General features: G+C 61.8%; 20 protein-coding genes. 15 read left to right on the top strand and 5 right to left on the bottom strand.

The features are described 5' to 3' along the window. The first annotated feature begins 4 nt into the window (after positions 1-4). From ruvB to DOM27_RS11505, 9 genes are read left to right on the top strand one after another with little or no spacing between them, the layout of a single operon-like run. The gene (ruvB, locus tag DOM27_RS11545; protein ID WP_110656118.1) at positions 5-1,105 is read left to right on the top strand and encodes a Holliday junction branch migration DNA helicase RuvB; all 1,101 of its coding nucleotides are present in this window, start codon (positions 5-7) and stop codon (positions 1,103-1,105) included. Beyond that, the gene (gene ybgC, locus DOM27_RS11540; protein ID WP_110656117.1) at positions 1,098-1,508 is read left to right on the top strand and encodes a tol-pal system-associated acyl-CoA thioesterase; all 411 of its coding nucleotides are present in this window, start codon (positions 1,098-1,100) and stop codon (positions 1,506-1,508) included. The genes ruvB and ybgC overlap by 8 nt, the downstream gene beginning before the upstream one ends. Before the next feature lie 25 nt (positions 1,509-1,533). Continuing rightward, positions 1,534-2,211 carry a protein TolQ gene (gene tolQ, locus DOM27_RS11535; RefSeq protein WP_188113713.1) on the top strand — a complete coding sequence of 226 codons (678 nt, stop codon included), beginning with the start codon at positions 1,534-1,536 and terminating at the stop codon, positions 2,209-2,211. A gap of 14 nt (positions 2,212-2,225) precedes the next feature. Further along, positions 2,226-2,666: a protein TolR gene (gene tolR, locus DOM27_RS11530; RefSeq protein ID WP_110656115.1), complete on the top strand. Its 441-nt coding sequence runs from the start codon at positions 2,226-2,228 to the stop codon at positions 2,664-2,666. 9 nt (positions 2,667-2,675) lie between these two features. Next, on the top strand, positions 2,676-3,809 hold the full coding sequence (tolA, locus tag DOM27_RS11525; protein ID WP_110656114.1) for a cell envelope integrity protein TolA: 1,134 nt from the start codon (positions 2,676-2,678) through the stop codon (positions 3,807-3,809). Between the two features lie 11 nt (positions 3,810-3,820). Continuing rightward, positions 3,821-5,134: a Tol-Pal system beta propeller repeat protein TolB gene (tolB, locus tag DOM27_RS11520; RefSeq protein WP_110656459.1), complete on the top strand. Its 1,314-nt coding sequence runs from the start codon at positions 3,821-3,823 to the stop codon at positions 5,132-5,134. Positions 5,135-5,181: 47 nt separating this feature from the next. Beyond that, entirely contained in the window at positions 5,182-5,694 is a 513-nt protein-coding gene (pal, locus tag DOM27_RS11515) for a peptidoglycan-associated lipoprotein Pal (RefSeq protein ID WP_110656113.1), read from the top strand. Between the two features lie 18 nt (positions 5,695-5,712). Then, a complete protein-coding gene (gene ybgF / locus DOM27_RS11510; protein ID WP_110656112.1) occupies positions 5,713-6,573 on the top strand; it encodes a tol-pal system protein YbgF in 861 nt (286 codons plus the stop codon). Positions 6,574-6,621: 48 nt separating this feature from the next. Continuing rightward, on the top strand, positions 6,622-7,380 hold the full coding sequence (locus DOM27_RS11505; RefSeq protein WP_110656111.1) for a YciK family oxidoreductase: 759 nt from the start codon (positions 6,622-6,624) through the stop codon (positions 7,378-7,380). A gap of 58 nt (positions 7,381-7,438) precedes the next feature. Here DOM27_RS11505 and DOM27_RS11500 read toward each other — a convergent pair whose 3' ends face one another. Together DOM27_RS11500 and ubiG are read right to left on the bottom strand one after the other, a co-directional pair. Beyond that, positions 7,439-8,116: an HAD-IA family hydrolase gene (locus DOM27_RS11500; protein ID WP_110656110.1), complete on the bottom strand. Its 678-nt coding sequence runs from the start codon at positions 8,114-8,116 to the stop codon at positions 7,439-7,441. Further along, complete coding sequence (gene ubiG, locus DOM27_RS11495; protein WP_110656109.1) at positions 8,113-8,883, bottom strand: bifunctional 2-polyprenyl-6-hydroxyphenol methylase/3-demethylubiquinol 3-O-methyltransferase UbiG; 771 nt, start codon at positions 8,881-8,883, stop codon at positions 8,113-8,115. Before ubiG ends, DOM27_RS11500 begins: the two co-directional genes overlap by 4 nt. A 281-nt stretch (positions 8,884-9,164) precedes the next feature. On the opposite strand from ubiG, the gene galU reads away from it, so the two are divergent. After that, a complete protein-coding gene (galU, locus tag DOM27_RS11490; RefSeq protein ID WP_075562272.1) occupies positions 9,165-10,052 on the top strand; it encodes a UTP--glucose-1-phosphate uridylyltransferase GalU in 888 nt (295 codons plus the stop codon). 4 nt (positions 10,053-10,056) lie between these two features. Next, entirely contained in the window at positions 10,057-11,337 is a 1,281-nt protein-coding gene (locus DOM27_RS11485) for a nucleotide sugar dehydrogenase (protein ID WP_075562273.1), read from the top strand. A 62-nt stretch (positions 11,338-11,399) separates the two neighbouring features. On the opposite strand, the gene DOM27_RS11480 is transcribed toward DOM27_RS11485, so the two are convergent. Beyond that, positions 11,400-11,996, bottom strand: coding sequence for a Fe-Mn family superoxide dismutase (locus DOM27_RS11480; protein ID WP_188113712.1), 597 nt, complete (start codon positions 11,994-11,996; stop codon positions 11,400-11,402). A 359-nt stretch (positions 11,997-12,355) separates the two neighbouring features. On the opposite strand from DOM27_RS11480, the gene DOM27_RS11475 reads away from it, so the two are divergent. The 4 genes from DOM27_RS11475 to msrA all read left to right on the top strand — a co-directional run bounded on the left by DOM27_RS11475 (position 12,356) and on the right by msrA (position 20,117). Further along, complete coding sequence (locus DOM27_RS11475) at positions 12,356-13,381, top strand: coiled-coil domain-containing protein (protein WP_075562275.1); 1,026 nt, start codon at positions 12,356-12,358, stop codon at positions 13,379-13,381. 4 nt (positions 13,382-13,385) lie between these two features. Further along, on the top strand, positions 13,386-15,227 hold the full coding sequence (gene tamA / locus DOM27_RS11470; RefSeq protein ID WP_075562276.1) for an autotransporter assembly complex protein TamA: 1,842 nt from the start codon (positions 13,386-13,388) through the stop codon (positions 15,225-15,227). Then, positions 15,191-19,408, top strand: a complete 4,218-nt coding sequence (gene tamB / locus DOM27_RS11465) for an autotransporter assembly complex protein TamB (RefSeq protein ID WP_245392683.1) — start codon at positions 15,191-15,193, stop codon at positions 19,406-19,408. Before tamA ends, tamB begins: the two co-directional genes overlap by 37 nt. A gap of 64 nt (positions 19,409-19,472) precedes the next feature. Then, positions 19,473-20,117: a peptide-methionine (S)-S-oxide reductase MsrA gene (gene msrA / locus DOM27_RS11460; protein ID WP_110656457.1), complete on the top strand. Its 645-nt coding sequence runs from the start codon at positions 19,473-19,475 to the stop codon at positions 20,115-20,117. A 47-nt stretch (positions 20,118-20,164) separates the two neighbouring features. Here the strand turns inward: msrA and DOM27_RS11455 are convergent, their stop codons facing one another. Together DOM27_RS11455 and pepQ are read right to left on the bottom strand one after the other, a co-directional pair. After that, positions 20,165-21,250 (bottom strand): hydrolase, encoded by a 1,086-nt coding sequence (locus DOM27_RS11455; protein WP_110656107.1) that lies wholly within the window; start codon positions 21,248-21,250, stop codon positions 20,165-20,167. After that, positions 21,243-22,580, bottom strand: coding sequence for a Xaa-Pro dipeptidase (gene pepQ / locus DOM27_RS11450; protein WP_110656106.1), 1,338 nt, complete (start codon positions 22,578-22,580; stop codon positions 21,243-21,245). The genes DOM27_RS11455 and pepQ overlap by 8 nt, the downstream gene beginning before the upstream one ends. Positions 22,581-22,599 lie beyond the last annotated feature (19 nt).

Raw genomic sequence — 22,599 nt, 5'->3', positions numbered from 1 at the left:
CTCCATGATTGAACCCGACCGCCTGATTGCGGCGCCGCCGCAGCAGGGCGAGCAGCAGGTCGACCATGCCATACGCCCGCGCCGGCTCGCTGACTATATCGGCCAGCCGCGCGTGCGCGAGCAGCTGGACATCTTCATTTCAGCAGCGCGGCAGCGTGAGGACACCCTCGATCATACGCTCGTGTTCGGCCCGCCGGGGCTGGGCAAGACGACGCTCGCCAATATCATCGCCATTGAGATGAACGTGGACATCAAATCCACCTCCGGCCCGGTGCTCGAACGCGCCGGAGATCTAGCGGCGATGCTGACTAATTTGCAACCGGGCGATGTGCTGTTCATCGATGAGATTCACCGACTCCCAGCCGCGGTCGAGGAAGTGCTTTACCCGGCAATGGAAGATTTTCAGCTCGACATCATGATCGGCGATGGTCCGGCAGCTCGTTCGATCAAGCTGGATCTACCGCGCTTCACCCTGGTCGGTGCCACCACCCGAGCGGGACTATTGACCTCGCCGTTACGCGATCGGTTCGGCATCGTACAGCGCCTTGAGTTTTATGCCGTCGATGAATTGACCGAGATCGTGTCGCGCTCCGCAAGGCTACTGGGCGTGCCGGCTGACGTCGAGGGAGCGCGGGAGATCGCGCGACGCGCCCGCGGCACGCCACGAATTGCCAACCGGCTGTTGCGCCGGGTACGCGACTTCGCAGAGGTCAAGGGCGATGGCCAGGTCAACGCGACGGTGGCCGATCAGGCGCTCAACATGCTCAATGTCGATAGCCATGGGTTGGATCACATGGATCGTCGGCTATTGTTGGCGATGATCGAGAAGTTCGATGGTGGGCCGGTCGGTGTCGATAGTCTGGCGGCGGCCATCAGCGAGGAGCGAGACACGATCGAGGATGTCATCGAACCTTATCTGATCCAGCAAGGATTCATGATGCGTACCACCCGGGGCCGAGTCGTCACGCGTTCCGCCTACACGCATTTCGGCATTGCCCCAGACGATCAGGCGCCACAGGCCGGGTCAGCGGTGGGAAGCGATCCGACATGTGCCGGTGCCGGCCGAAAGCCGTCGGTAGACGAGAGCCTGCCCGGCAATGAGTGAATTCATCTTCCCGGTAAAGGTCTATATCGAAGATACGGACGCCGGTGGCATTGTGTACTACGTTAACTATCTGAAATTTATGGAGCGTGCACGTAGTGAATGGTTGAATGCTTGCGGCTTCGGTCAGCGTGGACTGATCGAGCGGGGCGTGCAGCTAGTGGTCCACTCCTTGAGTTGCCGCTACGCGCGCCCGGCGCGACTCGATGACCGGCTGGAAGTGACGGCCAGGGTCAGTCGCCTTTCTGCCTGTTCGTTACAATTCGAGCAGGCCGTACGGTACGACGGGGATACATTATGCGAAGCGACGGTCGATATTGCCTGTGTCGACGCGCAACGCCTGAAACCGATGCGTTGGCCCAGCGAGCTCCGCGCGGCGCTGACGCAAGACATTCCAAGCCAGTGATTCGAGGATTTTCGTGAACGACTCCATGTCCATCCCCCATCTGATCATGAACGCCAGCCTGGTAGTCCAGTTGGTGTTGCTATTGCTGTTGGCCGCATCCATCGCTTCCTGGGTTGTCATCTTTCAACGCAGCTTTGCGCTGGCACGTGCCAAGAAAACGCAGAAAGCTTTCGACGAACGCTTCTGGTCAGGTGTCGATCTCAATGAACTTTATCGGGATGTCCCGGACAGCCACGAAGCGCAGGGTTCCGAGCACGTCTTTCGTGCCGGTTTCCGCGAATTCAATCGGCTGATGCCCAAGACGCGCAGCAGCGAAGCCGTGCTGGATGGCGTCCAGCGTTCGCAGCGCGTAGCGCTCTCTCGCGAGGAGGACAATCTCAACGCCAACCTCACGCTACTGGCGACCGTGGCCTCGGCGAGCCCCTATATCGGGCTGTTTGGTACCGTCTGGGGCATCATGGGGTCCTTCCAGAGTCTGTCGATGGCACAGCAGGCGACACTTTCGACCGTGGCGCCATGGATCGCCGAGGCCTTGGTGGCAACCGCGATGGGGCTGTTCGCGGCGATTCCGGCGGTCATTTTCTATAACCGCCTGTCGTCCATCGCCAGTCGTCTACTCGGCGAGTACGAAGATTTTGCCGAAGAATTCCATTCGATCCTGCACCGTAACCTTCAAGGTCGCGGCGGCAATCAGGCGTCCTGAGGCGGAGGTTCAACATGAGTGGACCCTATAGCCGCCGGCAACGGCGCAAGCCAATGGGCGAGATCAACGTCGTTCCGTTCATCGATGTCATGCTGGTCCTGCTGGTGATCTTCATGATCACCGCGCCGATGCTGACCCAGGGCGTGAAGGTCGATCTACCTCAGGTCACGTCGGAGCCTATCGACACCGATGAGCAGGAGCCGATCATCGTGTCGGTCGATAGCCAGGGTGAGTACTACATTTCATTGGGCGAAGAAGACAAGCCGGTAACGCTGCAGACCGTGGGCGATCAGGTCGTGGCCATTCTCGAGCGCAAGCCCAATACTCCCGTCATGGTGCGCGGCGACCAGAATGCCTCGTACGGCCAGGTCGTGACGCTGATGAGTACGCTGCAGATGGCCGGTGTGGCGAATGTCGGATTGATTTCCGAACCGCCCCATGGCGATAACGGGTAAGGAGTCAGCATGGCGAAGCGAAACCGCCGTGTCGGTTACGGCCTGCCCGTCGTTCTGGCAATTGTCGTTCACATCGTGGCGTTGTTGATGACGATGCTGCGCCTGCCGGAGAGCGAGCCGACGCCTAGTTCGTCGTCTGTCGTACAGGCGACGCTGGTCAGTGACGTTACCGCAACGGATCAGGCCCAGTACGCCAAGGAAGCGCGGGCGCGGGCTGCCCAGCAACAGGCAGAAGACGCGGCTCAGCAGGCGGCCGAACAGCAGTCGCAGGAAGAAGCGCAGCGAGCATCCGAACAGCAGGCTCAGGAACAGGCCCAAGCGCAGGAAGCGGAGCGTCAAGCGGCTGCCGAGCAGGCCGAGGCCGAATCCGATCGTCGCCAGCAGGCGGCGGAAGAAGCAGCCGCCTCACGTGCCGAAGCTGAAAAGCAGCAGCAGGCCGCCGAGTCCCAGCGTCAGGCGGAAGCGAAAAAACAGCAGGTCGCCGCAGAAAAGCGGAAGGCTGAAGAGGCCGAGAAGAAAAAGGCCGAAGCAGAAAAGCAGAAAGCGGCAGCAGCCGAAAAACAACGCCAGGCGGAAGCCGAGAAGAAAAAGGCCGAAGCAGAAAAGCAGAAGGCGGCGGAAGCCGAAAAGAAACGCCAAGCGGAGGCCGAGAAGAAGAAGGCCGAAGCGGAAAAGCAGAAGGCGGCAGAAGTCGAGAAGAAGAAAGCCGAGGCAGAAAAGAAACGCAAAGCAGAAGCTGCCGAGAAGAAGAAAGCTGCTGAGGCTGCTGCAAAGAAGGCCGCGGCCGACGCTCTGAGCGACTCGATTTCCAGTGAACAGGAGCGAATCGCCAATGCCAAACAGTCCGACCAGGCCTCGAATAGCTTCATCAATCTGGTCAAGCGTGCCGTCGAGGATCGCTGGCACTTACCGGCCAACGTGGACGGTGGTTTGGTAGCACAGGTCCGCGTAAGGCTGGGGCCGTCCGGTGAATTGCTGGCAGCCAGCGTCACGCGCAGTAGTGGCAACCCCAGTTTCGATCGATCGGCGACGCAGGCCGTTGAAGCCGCGGCACCGTTCCGTGAACTGCAGCAGCTGGATGCTGGGCTACAGCGTCGGTTCCGTGACTTCAATCTTAAATTCACCCCCGGGGATGTACAGTGATGAAACGATGGATGTCTCAAGGATGGAAAAATCTGGCCACAGGTTGGCTGGTGTCGTTGATAGCACTGACCTGTGTGGCAACGACCGCTCAGGCGCAGAACCTCACCATCGAGATCACTCGAGGCAGTGATCAGGCAACGCCGATTGCCGTCGTGCCGTTCGAATTCAGCGGCCAGGGCGGGCTACCGCAGGATGTGGCGCAGATCGTCAGCGATGACCTGGAACACAGCGGTCAATTTTCGCCACTGAGCCGCAGCTCGCTCGTCTCGTTGCCGAGCAGCAGCAAGGATGTTTTCTACGATGACTGGAAGCGTGTCGATGCACGCTACCTAGTGGTCGGCAAGATCGAACCGCAGGGTGGTCAATATCGTATCCAGTACGAACTGATGGATATCCTTGGCGGTAAGCGCATGCTCGGGGAAACCGTGACGTCCTCCGATGGCAATTTACGGGCCAGCGCTCACTACATCAGTGATCAGATTTTCGAGGCGATTACCGGTATTCGTGGCGCGTTCTCGACCCGAATCGCTTACGTTTCGGCCAGCGGTGCCGGAGACAATAGTCGCTACGCGCTCCATGTCGCCGACGCCGACGGCTACAATGGCCAGCAGATTCTTTCTTCCGATGACCCGATCCTGTCGCCGGCCTGGTCGCCAGACGGCAAGAAGATCGCCTATGTCTCGTTTGAATCCGGCAATTCCGCCATCTACGTTCAAAACGCCTCATCGGGCGAACGCGTAAGGTTGACTTCATTTCGCGGGATCAATGGTGCACCAGCCTGGTCCCCGGACGGTCGCAAGTTGGCGATGTCGCTGTCCAAGGACGGTCAGCCCGAAATTTACGTGATGAATCTAGCATCGCGTCAACTGACCCGCCTGACCAACAACCGCGCTATCGAGACGGAGCCAGACTGGGCACCTGACGGTCAGTCCCTGATTTTCACGTCCGATCGTAGCGGCGCACCGCAGCTTTACCGCATGTCGGCCAACGGCGGACAAGCCGATCGCGTAACCTTTACCGGTAGTTACAACTCTGACGGGCGCTTTTCACCCGATGGCAAATTTCTTTTCATGGTGACCCGTGACGACAGCGGTTATCACGTGGCGAAGCAGGATATGGACACCAGTCGTGTCACCGTCCTGACGGATTCACGTTGGGACGAATCGCCCAGTGTCGCACCGAATGGCACCATGGTAATCTTCGCTACCCAGCAAGGGGCGCAAGGTGTGTTGGGGGCAGTTTCTTCGGATGGACGTGCGTCCTTCCGACTACCTTCGGCGCAGGGTGACGTACGCGAACCCGCGTGGTCGCCGTTTTTAAACTAAACGACTACAGTCAGTGTGTCATTCGACATCCGAGCAAGGAGATGACAATGCAAATGAAGACCTACGCGAAGACATTAGCAGTCGCGCTGTCGCTAGCGGTAGTGGCTGGTTGTTCCAGCAGTGGCGGTACCCAGGAAGGGGACATGAATGGCACCGCCGGCGGCACGTCCGGCCAGGGCATGACGACAGGTCAAGGATCTTCAGGCTCCCAGATGGGCGCCAATGATCAGAAGCCTAACGTCGACACCATCTATTTCGCATTCGACAGTGAAGAAATTCGTCCTGAATTCGAATCCGTCCTGCGCGGTCACGCTCAGTACCTGATGGCCAACTCGAGCACCAACGTGACACTGCAGGGTTATGCAGACGAGCGCGGTACTCGCGAATACAACCTGGGTCTCGGCGAGCGTCGTGCGCAGGCGGTCGAACAGTACCTGACCGTTCAGGGTGTATCTCCGTCTCAGATCCAGATCGTCAGCTACGGTGAAGAGCGTCCGGCAATTCAGGGCCACACTGAAGAAGCTTACGCCAAGAACCGTCGCGTCGTATTTTCATACTAAGCACCGACGGAGAAAAGCATGAAACACGGTCTGAAAAGACTGTGCGGCGCGGGAGCCCTGGTGCTCCCGCTGTCCGTATGGGCTCAGCAACCGGCCGTCGATGACCTTACCGGTCAGTCGAATGGCTTCTACAGTCAGACAGAAGCTCGCCAAGGCGGCGGGGGAACGCTGACGATCCTCAATCAGCTGCAAGATAATCAACAGCAGATCCAACAGCTTCGCGGCCAGGTCGAAGAGCTGCGTTACCAGTTGGACCAGGTCAAGCAGCAGACCCAACAACAGTACCTGGACCTTGATGACCGCATATCAGGCGGTGGGATGGGGGCGGGAAGCACCGGCAATTCCGGTGGCGATCTGGATGGTGCCAGCATCGATAGCGGTACCGCCAACGATGTAGCAAGGGACACCGGCACCTCCGACGGCGGCTCTACCGCAAGCGATGCCAGGAATTCATCGCAGTCCGGTGCCAGCGACCGCGGTGGTCAAAGCGGCGCTGATGGTCAGGATGGCCGTGATGCTTACCAGGCAGCGTTTCAACAGGTTCAGTCACGCCAGTTTGACTCGGCTATCACCGCATTTCAAAGTTTCATCAGTAATTACCCGCAATCCAGCCTGGTGCCCAATGCTCACTACTGGCTAGGCGAGCTTTATTCTGCGCAATCGCAACTCGAACAGGCTGCAAAGGCATTCGAAACCGTCATTAGCGACTATCCGCAGAGCAATAAAGTTCCGGATGCGCTATACAAGTTAGGTCTATTGAAAGCGCGTCAGGGCGATACCGCTGGTAGCCGCCAGCTGCTGCAGCAGGCCCGCGACGACTATCCCGATAGCAACGCGGCCCAGATGGCGAGCGACTTTCTCAATCAAATGGGTGGCTGATCGAAATCAGTCTCTAGACTTATCGACTTCCTGGATCAGGACATCAGCATGACCTGCCATATCGACTATCGGGCACTCGCCGGGCTACTCGACGGAAATATCGTTCTGGTGTCCGGTGCCAGCAAGGGCATCGGTCGCGCTGCGGCCATGAGTTACGCTCGCCACGGCGCCACGGTGATTTTGTTGGGTCGCAGCGTCAGTCGTCTCGAAGTGGTGTATGACGCCATCGAGGCGATCGGGGCACCGCAGCCAGCGATTTTCCCGCTCAATCTCGAGAGCGCGACCTCTCAGGACTACCTGGCTGTCGCCGCCAAGCTGGAGAAGGAGTTCGGCCAACTGGATGGGCTGCTTCACAATGCCGGTATTCTAGGCGACCGCGTCACGGTCGAAGATTACGACCCGGAGCTCTGGGCCAAGGTGATGCAAGTCAACTTCACCGCGACGCTGGGATTGACTCAGGCGCTGCTACCTTTGCTGGGACGCTCGCAAGACGCCTCCGTCGTCTTCACTTCGTCCAGTGTCGGTCGCCGAGGGCGCGCCAATTGGGGGGCTTACTCGGCCTCGAAGTTTGCAACCGAAGGGTTGATGCAGATTCTGGCCGATGAGCATCAAAACGCCTCCATCCGTTTCAATTCTCTCAACCCTGGTGCCACCCGCACGGCCATGCGCCAATCGGCCTATCCGGCCGAGGATCCTCAGGTACTCCGCACTCCGGAAGAGATCATGCCGACTTACCTATGGTTGATGGGTTCACCTAGCCGAGGCATCAGCGGCCAGGCGTTTGACGCCCAACCGCCGAAAAACTGAACCAAGACAGAAAAGCGGGAAGCAGCGCCAACCCGCACACCATCGCTCGATACTTGAACTAGCGTGCCTCGAGTAACGTCGACAGGGTGTCCGCCAGTGACGCCGGGGTATCGAACCAACGAGCGGCGGGCCAAGCGTCGATGTCATCGTCTTGCGCGATGTATCCATAGCGCACGGCGATTGCCGTCATACCGGCATGATTGGCGGCTTCCATATCGCGCCGATGGTCTCCCACGTACCAGCAATCGTCGGGATCGATGCCGAGATGCCGAGCGGCTGCCAGCAGAGGGGCTGGATCGGGTTTCTTGACCGGCAGATCATCCGCACAAAACATCACTCCGGGTTTCAGCCTCAGCGCAGCTATCAGGGGTTCGGCATAACGCCGTGGTTTGTTGGTCACGATGCCCCACACATGCCCCGCAGACTCCCATTGATCTAGTAGTCGTTCCAACCCCGGAAATACTTCGCTTTTCTCGGCAACAGCTTCCGCATAGCGCTCCAGCAGGAAGTCACGAGCCTCGGCATGCTGCGGATGATCCGTCGACCATTCCAACGCCAGGGTAACGAGCGCGTTGCCGCCATTGGAAACCTGCGCTCTGATCACATCATAGGGCAGTCGTTTCAAACCGTAGTGTTCGCGCAGCCGGTTGGTGGCCTCCGCCAGGTCGGGGGCGGTGTCGATCAAAGTGCCATCGAGATCGAACAGTACGCCTTTGGGCAGGGCGGTCGAGCTCATTTGTCGTCGCCGGTACCGGTCCGCTCTTCTCCGATCCATTCGGGACGCACATGCACCATGTAGTTGACCGAAACGTCATTGGTAGTCAGCCGATAGCGGCGCGATACCGGGTTATAGGTCAGTCCTGTCTGATTTTGTAGTCGCAAACCGTGCTCACGGCACCAGCCGGACAGTTCGGAGGGTCGAATGAACTTGCGATATTCATGCGTGCCGCGCGGCAGCAAGCCCAGTACGTACTCTGCCCCGAGGATCGCGAAGGCATAAGATTTCGGATTGCGATTGATCGTCGAAAAGAACAAGTGGCCGCCGGGCTTGACCAGCTTGGCGCAGGCTTCGATCACGGAGCCTGGATCGGGCACGTGTTCGAGCATCTCGAGGCAGGTAACGACATCGAATTCGCCAGCGTGTTCTGCCGCCAACGCCTCCACGCTGACATGCCGATAGTCGACTTCCACGCCGCTCTCCAACTGGTGGAGTCTGGCAACCGCCAGTGGGGCTTCACCCATGTCGATGCCGGTCACCTCGGCGCCCCGCATCGCCATGGCTTCACTCAGAATACCGCCGCCGCAGCCGACGTCGATCACGCGTTTGCCGGCCAGCGAGACCTGTGAATCGATAAAACCCAGGCGTAGCGGATTGATATCATGCAGAGGCTTGAACTCACCTTCCCGGTCCCACCAGCGGCTGGCCAGTGCCTCGAATTTGGCGATTTCGGCCTGATCGACGTTGTCGTGAAGCGCCGCGTTGTCGTGAGGTGATGGTGTCATGAACTGGTTTCCTTGCCGGGAATGTCGGCACAACGCCGGGACGGTTCAGTCGGTCATCGCGACTCCGAGCCGGTGTAGCAGTGCGTGGCTTTACGATATTCTACTATGGACGGTAGCCAGGCTGGATGCCAAGTTAGCAAAAAGGGCTGGCAATAATCGACATGGCCTGTCGCCATTGTGCGACTGTGCTTTCGGCGTCTCGCCCGCTAAGCTAGCAGGAGACTCGATGTCAGGCTCCCCACGCCCGTTGATTTCATACCCAGGAAGGGAAGGACCTAAAGATGATTCGCAAGGCTGTACTGCCCGTCGCCGGATTCGGCACCCGTTGTTTGCCCGCTTCCAAGGCGATCCCCAAGGAAATGATCACCATCGTCGACAAACCGGTGATTCAGTACGTGGTCACCGAGGCGGTGAAGGCCGGTATCAAGGAAATCGTCCTGGTCACGCACTCGTCGAAAAGCGCTATCGAAAACCATTTCGACAAGCACTTCGAGCTCGAGACGCAGCTGGAAGCCAAGGGCAAGGATGAACTGCTCGAGGAACTTCGCAATATCATCCCCGATGACGTCAATATCATCAGCGTACGCCAGCCAGAGGCTCTCGGCCTCGGTCATGCCATTCTCTGCGCGCGTCCGGTCATCGGCAACGACCCGTTTGCGGTACTGCTGCCCGACGTCGTGATCGACGACAACGGCATGGCCAGCAACGACCTGATGGGCATGATCAAGGCCTTCGACGAGACCGGCAAGGCCCAGATCATGGTCGAGACCGTGCCCAAGGAGCTGACTTACAAGTACGGCATCGTCGCGCTCGAAGGTGACGAGCCAGCTGCTGGCGAAAGCGCACCGTTGACCGGCATGGTCGAGAAACCCAAGGTCGAGGAAGCGCCGTCGACGCTGGCCGTGATCGGTCGCTACCTGCTGCCGGGCGAAATCTTCCCGATCCTGGCAGAAACGCCGCCGGGGGCGGGCAACGAGATTCAGCTCACCGATGCCATGGAAACCCTGCGCAAACAAAGCGGTGCCGCCGCCTACCGCATGCAGGGGCAAACCTACGACTGCGGTAGCCAACTGGGCTATCTCGAAGCCACATTGGCCCTGGGGCGGAAGCATCCGAAGCTGGGCGAAGGCTTCCGTCAGTTGATTCAGCAATACGCGGCTGAGGAGTAGACCCATGCGGGTGGTCGTACATGGTAGCGAACTGGCCGCGGCGACTGCCGCCGCCGCGTTGTGCTCGGTCGGGCATCAGGTTACCTGGATGCCACATGCCGACTTTCCCTGGGAAAGCCTGGCCAATGCCGACTGGCTGATCAGTGAACCGGGCCTCAGGGACCAGATTCAGGCCGGCCAGGAGTCGGGACAGTTGGTGATCGTCGATGCCGTCCCCGACGATGCTGAGGCCGATGTTCACTGGCTGGCACTATCGCCGGATCAACGCGAGGCCGCCGAGAGCTACGTTGCGGCGGTGCCGGGGCGACAAAGCTCGCCGCTGATCATCGTCAACAACTCGACGTTTCCCGTGGGCCAGACAGAGAAGCTGGAAGCGCTGTTGGGGCACTCCTCGCAGGTGGCCGTGGCGTTGCCGGACCGCATCGAGGAGGGCCGCGCCTGGGAAACCTTCACTCGTCCGGCACATTGGCTGCTGGGTAGCGAGGACGACTGGGGAACTCAGCAGATCCGTGAACTGCTGCGTGCCTTCAACCGACGTCATGAAGTGTTCCAGTTGATGCCGCGTCGTGCCGCCGAGCTGACCAAACTGGCCATCAACGGCATGCTGGCAACGCGTATCAGCTTCATGAACGAACTGGCTGGCCTCGCCGACTCACTCGCCGTCGATGTCGAGTACGTGCGTCAGGGAATGGGCGCCGATACGCGTATCGGTTTCGAATATCTCTATCCCGGCTGCGGGTTCGGTGGGCCCAATTTCTCCCGGGACCTCGTGCGTCTGGCCGACGTGCAGCACTCGACGGGGCGCGAATCTCACTTGCTCGAACATGTGCTAGACATCAACGAGAGCAAGAAAGAAACGCTATTCCGCAAGCTCTGGAACCATTTCGAGGGTGAACTGGAAGGTCGCACGGTGGCCATCTGGGGGGCAGCGTTCAAGCCGGGAACCGCCCGTATCGATCACGCGCCGGTGCTGACGCTGCTGGAAGCGCTGTGGGCGCAGGGCGTCAAGGTCAAGGTACATGACCCGGCGGCCTTGCATGCACTGGCCGCGCACTATCCCGATCATCCGCAGCTCGAGCTATGTGAAGGAGACTTTTACAGCGCTTGTGAAGGGGCCGATGCCCTGATGCTGGTGACGGAGTGGAAATGCTACTGGAATCCGGACTGGAGACGTCTGCTGCAGGCGCTCAAGACACCGCTGATTCTGGACGGCCGCAACATCTACGATCCGGCCTACGTGGCGTCTCGAGGATTCGTCTATCGGGGTATCGGCCGCCGGGCCTGATCGCGGGCCTTGGCCCGGGTTCTAACCCCGGCGGTAACTTTGTAGCTCGAGCGCCGGTCACGCTAGACCGGCGCTCGACTCGCCACCTCGCTGTTGAGTTGCGCATACTCCCAGTTCAGGTGGGGCCACAGCGCATCGAAATACTCGCCACGGTCGTGTCGATGATCGATTCGATAGGCCTCGTCGGCCAGGGCAATGCCCAGCAGCGGGGTCACATCATCCGGTAACTCGGCAGGTGACGAGGTTGCCAGACGCAGACCGCTCCGGGAATCGAGCACCAGCCAGCACCATCCGGCGGTGGTTTCCTGGATCCGTGCGCGCCATAGGCACTGCAGTCCGCCGATCCCACCGAAGGCCGCCTCGATTCGTCGGGCGAGCCTTTCCGGCATCTCCACGCTTCGCGCGCTCAGTCCATGCCAGAAGAACACCAGGTTCCAGGCTTCCTGCGCCGAGTCACGCACGTCAGCTTCCTCGGCTTTTGCCAGCGCAGCCAGTGAGCGCCCGTCGTCGGAAGCCAGTTGCGCATTGAGCTCGTCGATGTGACGTCGATGATGGTGACTGTAAAGCAGGTCGATCTGTGCCCGGGAGACCTCGGGTTCCAGCGAATGTCGCTCGAAGGGAAGCGCGGGCAACTCGAACCGGGAAGCGAAATGGGGCATCGTATTCATCGACAGTGGGAGAGGAACGGAGTAGCGGAAAAAGAGTCCGACAGAGATCGGCCGACGGCGGGCATGCTACCGCGAACCGGGATCGGATCGCCAATGCGATACGCATTGGGGCCGCGGCCGTTATCATGCGAACCGTACGCTGCCAAGCCTAGGCTTTGCGATGGCTTTCACGTAACGTAATTGCGTCAGCGGTTTACGCCCGGCTTGCGGCATTGAGCCTTCATTCTGCGGGTTCCGCTCGACAGGAACCTTTTTGGCATATTTTCATCAGTTCGAGATTCCAGGCGTCGAAGATCATCTCGATCGCAGAATCGGCGTCCGCAACATTATCGGAAAGGTACAAGACGGCCATGCCATCACGATCCGACGAGCATCGCGCTTCTCCGAGCATCGTCCCCGACCGCAACGATATGACGGTGCCCAGGGCCGGGACACATCATTATCGAGGGGCCGGCGGCCGTCGTGCCCCCAGGGTATGGCCGCTGTGGATCCTGCTTCTGTTGCTGATTGCCGGGGCCTGCGCAGGCGGCTGGCAACTCTGGCAGACAGTGCAGGCGCAGAATGCGCAGATCGACCGGCTCAACCAGCGGCTGGATTCCACCGGCTCGACGCTGGACGCATCCGGTGAAAGCTTGCGCGCCGAATTCGACCGCCTCCGCGATCAGCTCGATGGCACTCAGGCCGCCGTGGGCAGTCTGGAAACCCGAGTCGCCGATTTCCGGCAGGGCGACCAGAAGGCCGAGCAATTCGAATCGCTGCAGAAGACCGACCAGAACCTCAGGGAGCTGATCGGGGCGTTACAGTCCTCGTTCACCGCGCTGGAGAGCACTGGCAAGGATGAGCGGGGCGCAATGACAGCACGACTTGCCACGCTCGAGGAAGGCCAGCAACAGCGGGATGATCGACTCGCTTCGCTCGGTGACGCCGTCGATCGGCAGCAGCAGGCCAATCAAGAGCAAGCCGACCAATTCAGCGCGTCGATCGAACAACTTCGCCAAGATCAGCAGGCGCTTTCGCAGCAGCTCGGGACGACGGATGATTCGGATGTTCAGGCGGCAATCGACGGTCTGCAATCGACGGTGTCGAAGCTCGAGACACGAGTCGGTACCCTGGCCCAGCAGGAGTCTCCGTCTGCGGACGACGTCGACCAACTCAAGGGAGCGGTCACGGAACTTCGCCAGGGCCAGACCGCGCTCAGCGCGAGTCTCGAATCGTTGCAGTCGCGTATCAGCGATATGCCCACCGGCGCCAGCGCGTCCCAGATTCGCGACCTCAGGGAACGGCTGGGGTCGCTCGAGGCCAGTCGCGCTCAGCTGACGCGTCGCGTGACGTCGCTGATCACCAACGTTTCCAACCTACAGCGCGGCGGAGGTTGAGCCGATGTCTCAAGCTAGAGTCCTACGGATGGGACTGCTGTGCCTTGTGCTACCCGCGGCAGGGCATGCCTGGGCGCTCGATGTCACCGTCAAGGGATTGAGTGGCCCACCGGCGAAGAACGTCGTCGACATTCTCTCGGAGCTGGAAGCCGACAGCCAGGCCACCCGCGAACGTCTCGACGGCGTGGTACGTGATCGTGCCGAGAAGGCACTGCAGGCGTTCGGTTACTACAACGCCAGTCTCGCCACCCGTTACCCCAACGAGGATAACAAACGCGTCGTCATCGATATCAAACCCGGCGAGCGCACGCAGATCACTCAGGTCGATCTTTCGCTCGAGGGCGATGCCAAACAGGACGAGGCGTTCGAGCAGGTCATGGCGAGCAGTCCGCTCAAGGTCGGCGACCCGTTGCTGCACTCGCGCTACGACGGTTACAAGGGGAAGATTTCCACGCTGGCACTGGAACGAGGCTACTTCAATTCGCGCTTTCGCCAGCAGCGTATCGAAGTTCGGCCGTGGGAGAACAGCGCCCGCATCTTTCTCGACTTCGATAGCGGAACACGCTATCGCTTCGGCAACGTTCACTTCAAGGGCAGCCAGATCGAGCAGCGCCGGCTCAGAAACATGATTCCGTTCGAACCGGGCGATCCCTACATTGCCGGGGATCTGGCAACGCTCAATCAGAACCTGGGACAAACCAACTGGTTTGCCGGGGTCGCGGTGCGCCCGCGCGTCAATGAAGACGCTTCCCCGACGCCGCCCAGCCGATGGTGGAGCGCCGCAACCGGGCGTGACACGACGGCCGATAGCACCGAAGTCATGGGTGGCCCCGGCCTGAGTGCGGCCCGTGAATTGACTGACAGCCAGCCGACGATCGTGCCGGTCGATGTCGAACTGACGCCGGCGGATCGCCATCAGTTCGAGGTCGGGGTGGGGTACGCCACCGACGTCGGTCCGCGAACGCAGTTCACCTGGACCATGCCCTGGCTCAATCGTTACGGCCACAGTCTGACCAACTCGCTGTTTCTTTCGGCGCCGGAGCAGCGCGTCTCCGGGGAATATACGATTCCGCTCGCCAACCCGTTGCGGGACAGTTACCGCGTTCGCTACGGGCTCAAGAACATCGACAACGAAGACACCAAGAGCTTCGAGAGCTCGGTGCAGCTGGCACGCCACTGGGAGTTTTCCAATGGCTGGATTCAGGATCTCTACTGGCAGACCACTTACGAAGACTTTACCCAGGCCGATCAGGACGACGCCGTGCTGCTGCTCTATCCCGGCATCAGCTGGTCGCGCACCCGCAAGCGCAACGAGACCTTCCCGAGCTGGGGCGACAAGCAGCAGCTGACGCTGGAGTGGTCGGATCCATCCTGGGGTTCGGACGCTCGCTTCGTGCGAACCACCTTCGATTCCCAGTGGGTGCGCATGCTGGGTAGCGAAAACCGTTTCGTCGGTCGGATCGGCGGCGGCGCCATGGCCACCAACACCTTCGACAAGGTGCCACCGTCGCTGCGTTTCTTCGCCGGGGGCGATCAGAGTATCCGCGGCTACTCCTATGAAAGTCTGTCCCCGGAAAACGATGATGGAGAACTGCTGGGCGGCCAACACATGTTGACCAGCAGCGTCGAATACCAGCGTCATCTGACCGGCAACTTCTGGAGCGCCACGTTCGTCGATACGGGCAACGCCTTCGACGAATGGTGGCCAGATGAGCTCAAGACCGGCGCCGGTGTTGGCGTGCGCTGGATTTCACCCGTTGGGCCGATTCGTTTCGATATCGCCCACCCGTTTGACGACGAGGAGGATTCTTGGCGTCTCCATTTCTCCATCGGACCGGAGTTCTGATTCGGCTGCTGCTGTTCCTGATCCTGTGGCTACTGGGCCTGGTGCTGACGCTCATCGGACTGGGCCTGTCTCCCTGGGGCAGCCACTGGCTGTTCGATCAGGCGCAGTCGCGCGGCTGGGTCGAGGCGCAGCGTTTCGAGGGCGCCCCGCTCGACGAGCTGACCATCGACGGGTTGCACCTGTCGGCCGGCACGCTGGATGTGGCCGTGGATCACTTTCACCTCGCCTGGGCCGATGACTGCCTGCTCAAGGGACGCGTGTGTCTCGACGATCTGAGCGTGGTCGGTGCGCGTATCCGGATGAGCGAGAGTGATCAGCAACCGACGCCGCCTCCCGAAACGGACGGCGACAGCGGCATGCCCTCGATCTCGGTACCGCTACCGATCGAGATTCGCCAGGTGCGGCTGGATGACGTCAGCGTTCAACTGGCCGACGGCACCGACGTTCATTGGCAGCATTTCCAGACCGGCGCCGAAATGGCCGGCAATCACCTGAAGCTACTGCCGACGACGCTGAACCAGGCGCGCATTCGATTGCCGCAAAGCCCGGACCAGGCGCTGGCCATGCCCGATCTTGGCCCCGGCGTCGTGAGTCCGGACGCCATGCAGGCGGCGCTGGCCGTTCAGGCTGCCGACGAGGACGCGACTGGCGAACGCGCCGCGTCTCCGGCGACGCCGGCTACTGTCGCCTCTGGAGCCGCATCGTCGACAGCCGGTGCCGACGCTGACTCCGACGATCTGGTGGCAGCCGTACTGGCGCCATTGACGCTGGCCGCGGCGGCCAACGTGGCGGATGGGGATACCTCGCAGCGCGACGCTCGCGTCGAACGGATCGAGCAGACGCTGCATGATCTTCGCCAGCAGCTACCCGACATTCAGCTGCCGCTGGAAGTCGAGGCACCCAGCCTGACGATCAGCGATGTCAGACTCGACGGGCCGAGCCCACAGCAACTGAACCGGCTGGAGCTAGCGTTCTCCGCCGTTGACCGCAACATCGAGATACAGAGACTGATGGTGGATGCCCCTGACGGCCACGTCGAGCTCACGGCGAGCGCCGAACTGCAGGGTGATATCCCGCTCTCGCTATCGCTGAATGGCCGCGTCACGCGGGCGCCGATCGACGGGCAGACGGTTGCACTCGACGCTTCCGGCACGCTCGCCGATCTCGACGTCAAACTACGCACCGACGGCGAAGCCAGAGCCGCGATCGATGCTCGAGTGCAGGCCTTCGAACCAGGTCTGCCGTTTTCGCTACACGTCGAAACGGGCCAGCTGCGCTGGCCGTTGGCGACGAGCCCGTTCGCGTCTCTACCCGACTCGGGCGAAGGGCTCGACGTTGCCGCAACCATCGACCCAACGGCTATCGAGGCCGCGCGGGCGGTGCGTGGCGTTGCCGCCGCCGATTCTGCGCCGCCGCAATACCAGCTCGACCACCTGACCCTGGATGTCGATGGCACTCTCGAGAACTATCGCGCCGCGGTGGATCTTGCCGGGCAGGGACAGGGACTGCCGCCCGTCGCGCTGACGGTGGCCGGAGAGGGCGATCTGAGTCATTTCCAGTGGCAGCCGATGCACGTCGCCAGTCAGGGCGGCGAGCTTAATAGCCAGGGCACGGTACGCTGGACGCCGGTGCTCTCGGCGAGCGTGAACCTCGATTTCAAAAAACTACCGCTGGGCGCTTTCACCCAGGCCGTGACCGGAGAGCTGAACGGTCAGACGCGCGCGGCATTCGCCATGCGCGACGATGGCGGCTGGCAGCTGTCGGTCCCTCAGTTGGCGATCGATGGCAGGCTCCAGCAGCGAGCGCTCAAGCTGAATGCACAGATCGATGGCAACAGCGAGATGCAGTGGAATATCCGCGAGCTGGATTTCCGTCAGGGTACCAATCGGGTCACCGCCAGCGGGCGCGTCGACCAGAATCTCGATATCGACGGCCGTATCGACGCCCCCGCGCTGGGCACGATTCTGCCAGCACTCTCGGGCGCCCTGCGAGGCCAGTTCGAGGGGCGTGGCACCCTGGAACGCCCGCAGATCGCCATCGATCTGCAGGGCAGCGGTATCGGCTATGCGGAGAACCGCCTCGATCGATTGACGTTGAAAGCCAATTCCACCGGGACGCAGGATCCGCAGTTCGACGTCGATTTCAATGCCGCTGGCATTCAGGCCGGCGGTCAACAGATCAGCGCCATCGATCTGGGCCTGCAGGGCCGGCTGTCCAGCCATCAGCTCTCTCTCGACGTGAGCGGCGGTGAAGGTCTGCCGCTCTCGCAGGCCTCCATTCGCCTGCAGGGGGGCCTCGACAGCGCATTCCAGCATTATAAAGGCGCATTCTCGCGGCTCTCGGCCTCGACCGACTACGGCGATATCGCGTTGCGCGACTCGCTGGGCTTCAATGCCGACTTGACCCATTCCAGCGCCATGATTTCGCCGTTCTGTCTCGATCGGCAGCAAGGCGGGGCGCTATGCCTGACCGAACGCATGACCGCTTCCGCGGACCAGGGCCGAGCGGCGCTGTCGATCGATGACATTCCGATGGCACTGCTCGACGACTTCATGCCCGATGGTTGGCAGATCGACGGCCAGACCGGCGGCAAGCTGATTGCCAGCTGGTCACGTGGCGGTCAGGCCTGGGCCGCCAAAGCCGATATCGACAGCAACGTCGCGGTCAGCGGCGTCGATGCGCGCGGCGCGCCGTGGCAAGTGCCGGCGGCAACGATGTCGCTGTCGCTGGATGCCAATCAGCAGCGGGCCCGGACCCAGCTCGATCTGCAACTGGAAGACGCGGGGCGAGTTCAGCTCCAGGCCCAAGTCGACGACCCGGCCGGCGACGGCGCGCTGCAAGGGCGGCTGCAGATGAGCGATCTCCGCTTCAGCCCCTATCGGCCACTAGTGGCAGGCATCGATCAACTGGAAGGGGCCATCAACGGTGATGTCTCGCTCGGCGGCACGCTGGCCATGCCGGCGCTGAATGGCGATGTCGTCATCGATGGCGTCAAGGTCAAGGGTGGCGTATCGCCGGTCGCGGTGACCGATGCCAAACTGACGCTGGCCCTGCAGGGCCAATCGTCGACGCTGCAGGGTTTCGTGCAGAGCGATGACGGCCGCCTCGAGCTGACCGGCGACGCCAATTGGCGAGATCCGGCCAACTGGCGAGCCAACGTCAATATCGATGGCACCGACTCGCCGCTGCTGGTGGCGATGCCGGCCTACGGTCGGCTGCGGGTGTCGCCGGACCTGCAGATTCATGCGATGCCGCAGCGACTTCAGGTACGCGGCGACGTGACCGTGCCGTGGGCGCGTCTGGAGATCGGCCAGTTGCCTGCCTCGGCACAGGCGCCCAGCAGCGATACCGTGATCATCAGTGAAGAAGATGATCGCCAGCAGCAGGCAGCCGCCGCCGCCCGGGAGAGCGAAGACGGGGCGGGTACCGCACAGGCGTTGGCCGATGCCGGCATGCAGCTCGATGTTCGCGTCAACCTGCATCTCGGGCCCGACATGAAGCTGGAAGCCTACGGCCTCGAAGCCGGGCTCACCGGCGATCTACAGGTTCGTCAGGGCACCGGCCCGGTCCAGCTGTATGGCGACGTCAATCTGACCGACGGCACGTACACCTCTTTCGGTCAGGATCTGATCATTCGCCAGGGGCAGGTGCTGTTCAGTGGCGCGGCCTCGCAGCCAAGTCTGCAGTTCGAGGCGATTCGCAATCCCGACACCACCGAGGACGACGTGGTCGCCGGGCTGCGGGTCACCGGTTCGGCATCGGCGCCACGGCTGACGATCTTCTCCGAGCCGGCAATGACGGAAAGCCGGGCGCTTTCCTACATTCTGCGCGGGCGAGCACCGGAGGACGCCGGCGGCGGTGACGATGCCCTGACTTCGGCGTTGATTGGGCTGTCGCTCTCTCAGACCGGTAGCGCGGTGGGTCAGGTCGGCGAAGCGTTCGGGGTCCAGGATCTGAGCCTCGATGCATCGGGATCCGGCGACGACAGTCAGGTCGTGGTCAGCGGATATGTCTTCGATGACTTGAAGGTGAGTTACGGCGTCGGCATATTCTCTCCCATCGCCGAACTGACGTTGCGCTACCGCCTGATCCAGAATCTCTATCTTCAAGCGGTCTCCGGTGCTGCGCAGGCCGTGGATCTGATCTATACCTTCAGCCTCGGTCGTGCCACCGGCAATTGAAAGCCACCGGCAATTGACCTCAACGGCGTCCGACGCCTCGGGCGCCGACCTCGACATCTGGGAGATGACCATGTTTCAACGACGTTCCGAATCGCTCCCCACCGCGGAAACAGCACTCCCGGGGCGCGATACGCCCATCGCCATCAGCGGCGAGCACCTGATCAATGGCGCCTCGATTCAGCCACCGTTTCCGGCGGGGACCGAGCAGATCGTGCTCGGGGCCGGCTGTTTCTGGGGCGCCGAACGCCTATTCTGGGAACAGGAAGGCGTCGTCGTGACGGCGGCGGGCTATGCCGGCGGTGTCACGCCGAATCCGACCTATGAAGAGACATGCTCGGGCAGGACAGGCCACACCGAGGTCGTTCTGGTCGTCTATGACCCGGCTCGAGTGACGCTTCAATCCCTGCTTAGCACCTTTTGGGAAGCGCACGATCCCACTCAGGGCATGCGCCAGGGCAACGACATGGGCACGCAGTATCGCTCGGCGATCTATACCACCAGCGACGCGCAGCAGACGGCAGCACAACTGAGTCGAGACGAGTATCAATCGGCGTTGCAGGCGCGCGGGCTAGGGGCCATCACTACCGAGATTCGGCCGTTGGATACGTTCTACTACGCCGAGGAGTATCACCAGCAGTATCTGGCCAAGAATCCCAACGGCTATTGCGGACTGAAGGGAACCGGCGTGACCTGTCCGCTGACGGCCTGACCGCACGTTCGGTCGGCTTCCGTACAGGGTTTCCTGCCTGTCCCGACTCACTGATCCTGCCGAGCGGGACGGGCAGCCGGTTCGGATAGGCGGGATCTCGGTTCAGAAGGACAACTCGGCGGCTCGGACGGGCAGGGTGCCCACTGCTGGAGCTGGGCCCCGATCCGACGGGCCAGCCAGGAGCGCAGCCGACCGCCACACACTTCGACATATCCAACATGACCACCGTATCGTGCGATTTCGACCCGAACCGATGAGGAAGGGGCCGGCAGGCGTGAGAACAGATCTCGTGGCATGAACGGATCGTCGGCGGCGTGCAGCACCAACGTGGGTGTATCGATCTCGCCCAGCAGCGGGCCCGCCGAGGCGCGGCAATAATAATCGCTGGCCGAACGGAAACCGTGCATTGGCGCGGTGATATCGTTGTCGTAGGCCCAGAAAGTGTTCAGGTGCCGAATATCCGAGGAGGTGATTCTCAGCGGTAGCGACATCGTCTGCAGCCGAGTCATCACCTTGCGCTTAAGCTGTCGTAGCAGATAGCGCTGATAGACCCGCGCGAAGCCGCGATCGAGGGTGTCGGCGCTCGCGGCGAGATCCAGCGGGGCATTGATCGCGATGGCGCCGGTCAGCGGCAGCTCATCGGCGCTGTGTTCGGCGACCAGCTTGAGCAGCATGTTGGCGCCCAGGGAAACACCCGCCGCCACCATCGACGCACCGGGATAACGCTGCGCCAGCAGATCGATGATCCAGCGGGCGTCTGCGGTATCGCCGGAATGGTACGCCCGCGGCAGTCGATTCGGCTCCCGACCGCAGCCCCGAAAATGCATCAGCACGGCACGCCATCCGAGATTTGACGCGGTGTACAGCAGTTCCCGCGCGTACGGCGAATCGAATGATCCTTCCAGGCCATGGAAGAGCAGGAAGATCGGCGCGGCGTCGCTGGCAGGGGCAGGGCTCGCCCATGCCAGCTCCACGAAATCGCCGTCCGGCAGATTCACGATCTCGGGATCCTGCCTCAACGATCGCCCCCGCAGCAGGCGCGGCAGCAGCGTCTGCACATGCGCATTGCGAAGCCACCACGGCGGATCGAAGTCGGCCGCGGCGATCGTGCCGGACGGGCGAGTCTCACGCATCGGGAATCGGTGCGCCCTGGGTCAGGTTGTCGTGACCTTGCCCCGTGATGATCACGTTGTCCTCGATCCGGATGCCGCCATGATCCTCGAGCCGGTCGATGGCCGCCCAGTCGATGGCACGGCTTTGCGAGCCCTGACGGAAGGGTTCCAGCAGCATCGGGATCACGTATAGCCCCGGTTCGATCGTCACCACCATGCCTTCGTCAACCGTGCGGGTCAGGCGCAGCGCCGGATCGGCCACCGGCGGCGGCAACGGCGTCCCCCGGCTATCGCGCTGCCGGCCACCGACGTCATGAACCTGTATGCCCAGGCTGTGTCCCAGGCCGTGAGGGCAGAAAGCGCGCGTCAGCCCGCTTTCGACTGCCGCGGCCGGGGTCATCGAGGTCAGCCCGGTATCGACCAGGAGTTCGGCGAGATATTGATGCATGTCGAGGTGCAGCTCGACGAAATTGAGCCCCGGCGCCAGCTGCGCGATCAGGCGGTGCTGGTAATCGGTCACGCCCTGAACGAGACGCTCGAATAGCGGGTCGGCGTGAATGGAAGCCCAGGTGCGGGTGATGTCCGCGGCGTAGCCGGCGTGCGCGTGGCCGGCGTCGACCAGCAGCGACTTCGGCGTCGCGGGCGCCGCCGAGGCGTAGTGCTGGTAGTGGAGAGTGCCGGCATGATGATTGATGCCGATGATGTTCTGATAAGGGACCTGAGATTCCCGCTGACGCGTGGCGGCCAAATAAGCGAGCTGGATATCGAGCTCGCCGGCACCCATCGCGAAGGCGTCGCGCGCTGCCTCGTGGCCGGCCAGCGCCCACTGGTTGGCGACGAACAGACAGTGGCGCTCGTAATCGTCCTTGCGCATGCGCAGCTCATCCAGAGCGGCGATCAGTGCCGGCGGATTGAGTTCCGCCCCCAGTGGCATCGACGAGGCGTCCAGGTCGCCGATCACCGCCAGTCGACGAGCGGAAACCTCCTGCGGGGGCGGCCAGCCGGTATCACGAAGCGGTTGCAACGCCAGGACTTCTGCCAGCACGCCCGCTGGCGCGGATGTCGGAAGATGCCAGAAATCCGCCGGCGCATAGTAGTACCAGCGCGGCGCGCGACCCGGCTGAACCAGCAGCCAGTCGTGCTGATGATGGCTGGCGCCGGTCCAGTGGACGAAGTGACCGTAGCCTCTGAACGACGCTTGCTGGTCGTCGGCAAAGAAGGTGCCGGCATGGCCGCTGTAGATAAGCACCGCATCGAAACCCTGTTCGGCCAGAATCGTGGCGTAGGCGGCCTGCAGGCGTTCCAGATGGGCGCGTTGAAGGGCTTCGACGGTGTTGTCGTCGGACGTCATTGAGCGTCTCCTGTCCTAG

It is taken from the genome of Salinicola halimionae (assembly GCF_003206065.1).
GTDB lineage: Bacteria > Pseudomonadota > Gammaproteobacteria > Pseudomonadales > Halomonadaceae > Salinicola > Salinicola halimionae.
Note: the sequence above shows the minus strand (reverse complement) of the source record. Positions and strands in the feature narration are given on the sequence as shown.

What these genes read in the sequence shown, in the direction of transcription:
- DOM27_RS11485 (WP_075562273.1), top strand. Translation starts at nt 10,057, where the DNA reads ATGCGGGTGGTCGTACATGGTAGCGAACTGGCCGCGGCGACTGCCGCC.
- ybgC (WP_110656117.1), top strand. Translation starts at nt 1,098, where the DNA reads ATGAGTGAATTCATCTTCCCGGTAAAGGTCTATATCGAAGATACGGAC.
- ybgF (WP_110656112.1), top strand. Translation starts at nt 5,713, where the DNA reads ATGAAACACGGTCTGAAAAGACTGTGCGGCGCGGGAGCCCTGGTGCTC.
- ubiG (WP_110656109.1), bottom strand. Translation starts at nt 8,883, where the DNA reads ATGACACCATCACCTCACGACAACGCGGCGCTTCACGACAACGTCGAT.
- tamA (WP_075562276.1), top strand. Translation starts at nt 13,386, where the DNA reads ATGTCTCAAGCTAGAGTCCTACGGATGGGACTGCTGTGCCTTGTGCTA.
- ruvB (WP_110656118.1), top strand. Translation starts at nt 5, where the DNA reads ATGATTGAACCCGACCGCCTGATTGCGGCGCCGCCGCAGCAGGGCGAG.
- tolQ (WP_188113713.1), top strand. Translation starts at nt 1,534, where the DNA reads ATGTCCATCCCCCATCTGATCATGAACGCCAGCCTGGTAGTCCAGTTG.
- DOM27_RS11455 (WP_110656107.1), bottom strand. Translation starts at nt 21,250, where the DNA reads ATGCGTGAGACTCGCCCGTCCGGCACGATCGCCGCGGCCGACTTCGAT.
- tolB (WP_110656459.1), top strand. Translation starts at nt 3,821, where the DNA reads ATGTCTCAAGGATGGAAAAATCTGGCCACAGGTTGGCTGGTGTCGTTG.
- DOM27_RS11475 (WP_075562275.1), top strand. Translation starts at nt 12,356, where the DNA reads ATGCCATCACGATCCGACGAGCATCGCGCTTCTCCGAGCATCGTCCCC.
- msrA (WP_110656457.1), top strand. Translation starts at nt 19,473, where the DNA reads ATGACCATGTTTCAACGACGTTCCGAATCGCTCCCCACCGCGGAAACA.
- tolA (WP_110656114.1), top strand. Translation starts at nt 2,676, where the DNA reads ATGGCGAAGCGAAACCGCCGTGTCGGTTACGGCCTGCCCGTCGTTCTG.
- pepQ (WP_110656106.1), bottom strand. Translation starts at nt 22,580, where the DNA reads ATGACGTCCGACGACAACACCGTCGAAGCCCTTCAACGCGCCCATCTG.
- pal (WP_110656113.1), top strand. Translation starts at nt 5,182, where the DNA reads ATGCAAATGAAGACCTACGCGAAGACATTAGCAGTCGCGCTGTCGCTA.
- DOM27_RS11505 (WP_110656111.1), top strand. Translation starts at nt 6,622, where the DNA reads ATGACCTGCCATATCGACTATCGGGCACTCGCCGGGCTACTCGACGGA.
- DOM27_RS11480 (WP_188113712.1), bottom strand. Translation starts at nt 11,996, where the DNA reads ATGCCCCATTTCGCTTCCCGGTTCGAGTTGCCCGCGCTTCCCTTCGAG.
- tolR (WP_110656115.1), top strand. Translation starts at nt 2,226, where the DNA reads ATGAGTGGACCCTATAGCCGCCGGCAACGGCGCAAGCCAATGGGCGAG.
- galU (WP_075562272.1), top strand. Translation starts at nt 9,165, where the DNA reads ATGATTCGCAAGGCTGTACTGCCCGTCGCCGGATTCGGCACCCGTTGT.
- DOM27_RS11500 (WP_110656110.1), bottom strand. Translation starts at nt 8,116, where the DNA reads ATGAGCTCGACCGCCCTGCCCAAAGGCGTACTGTTCGATCTCGATGGC.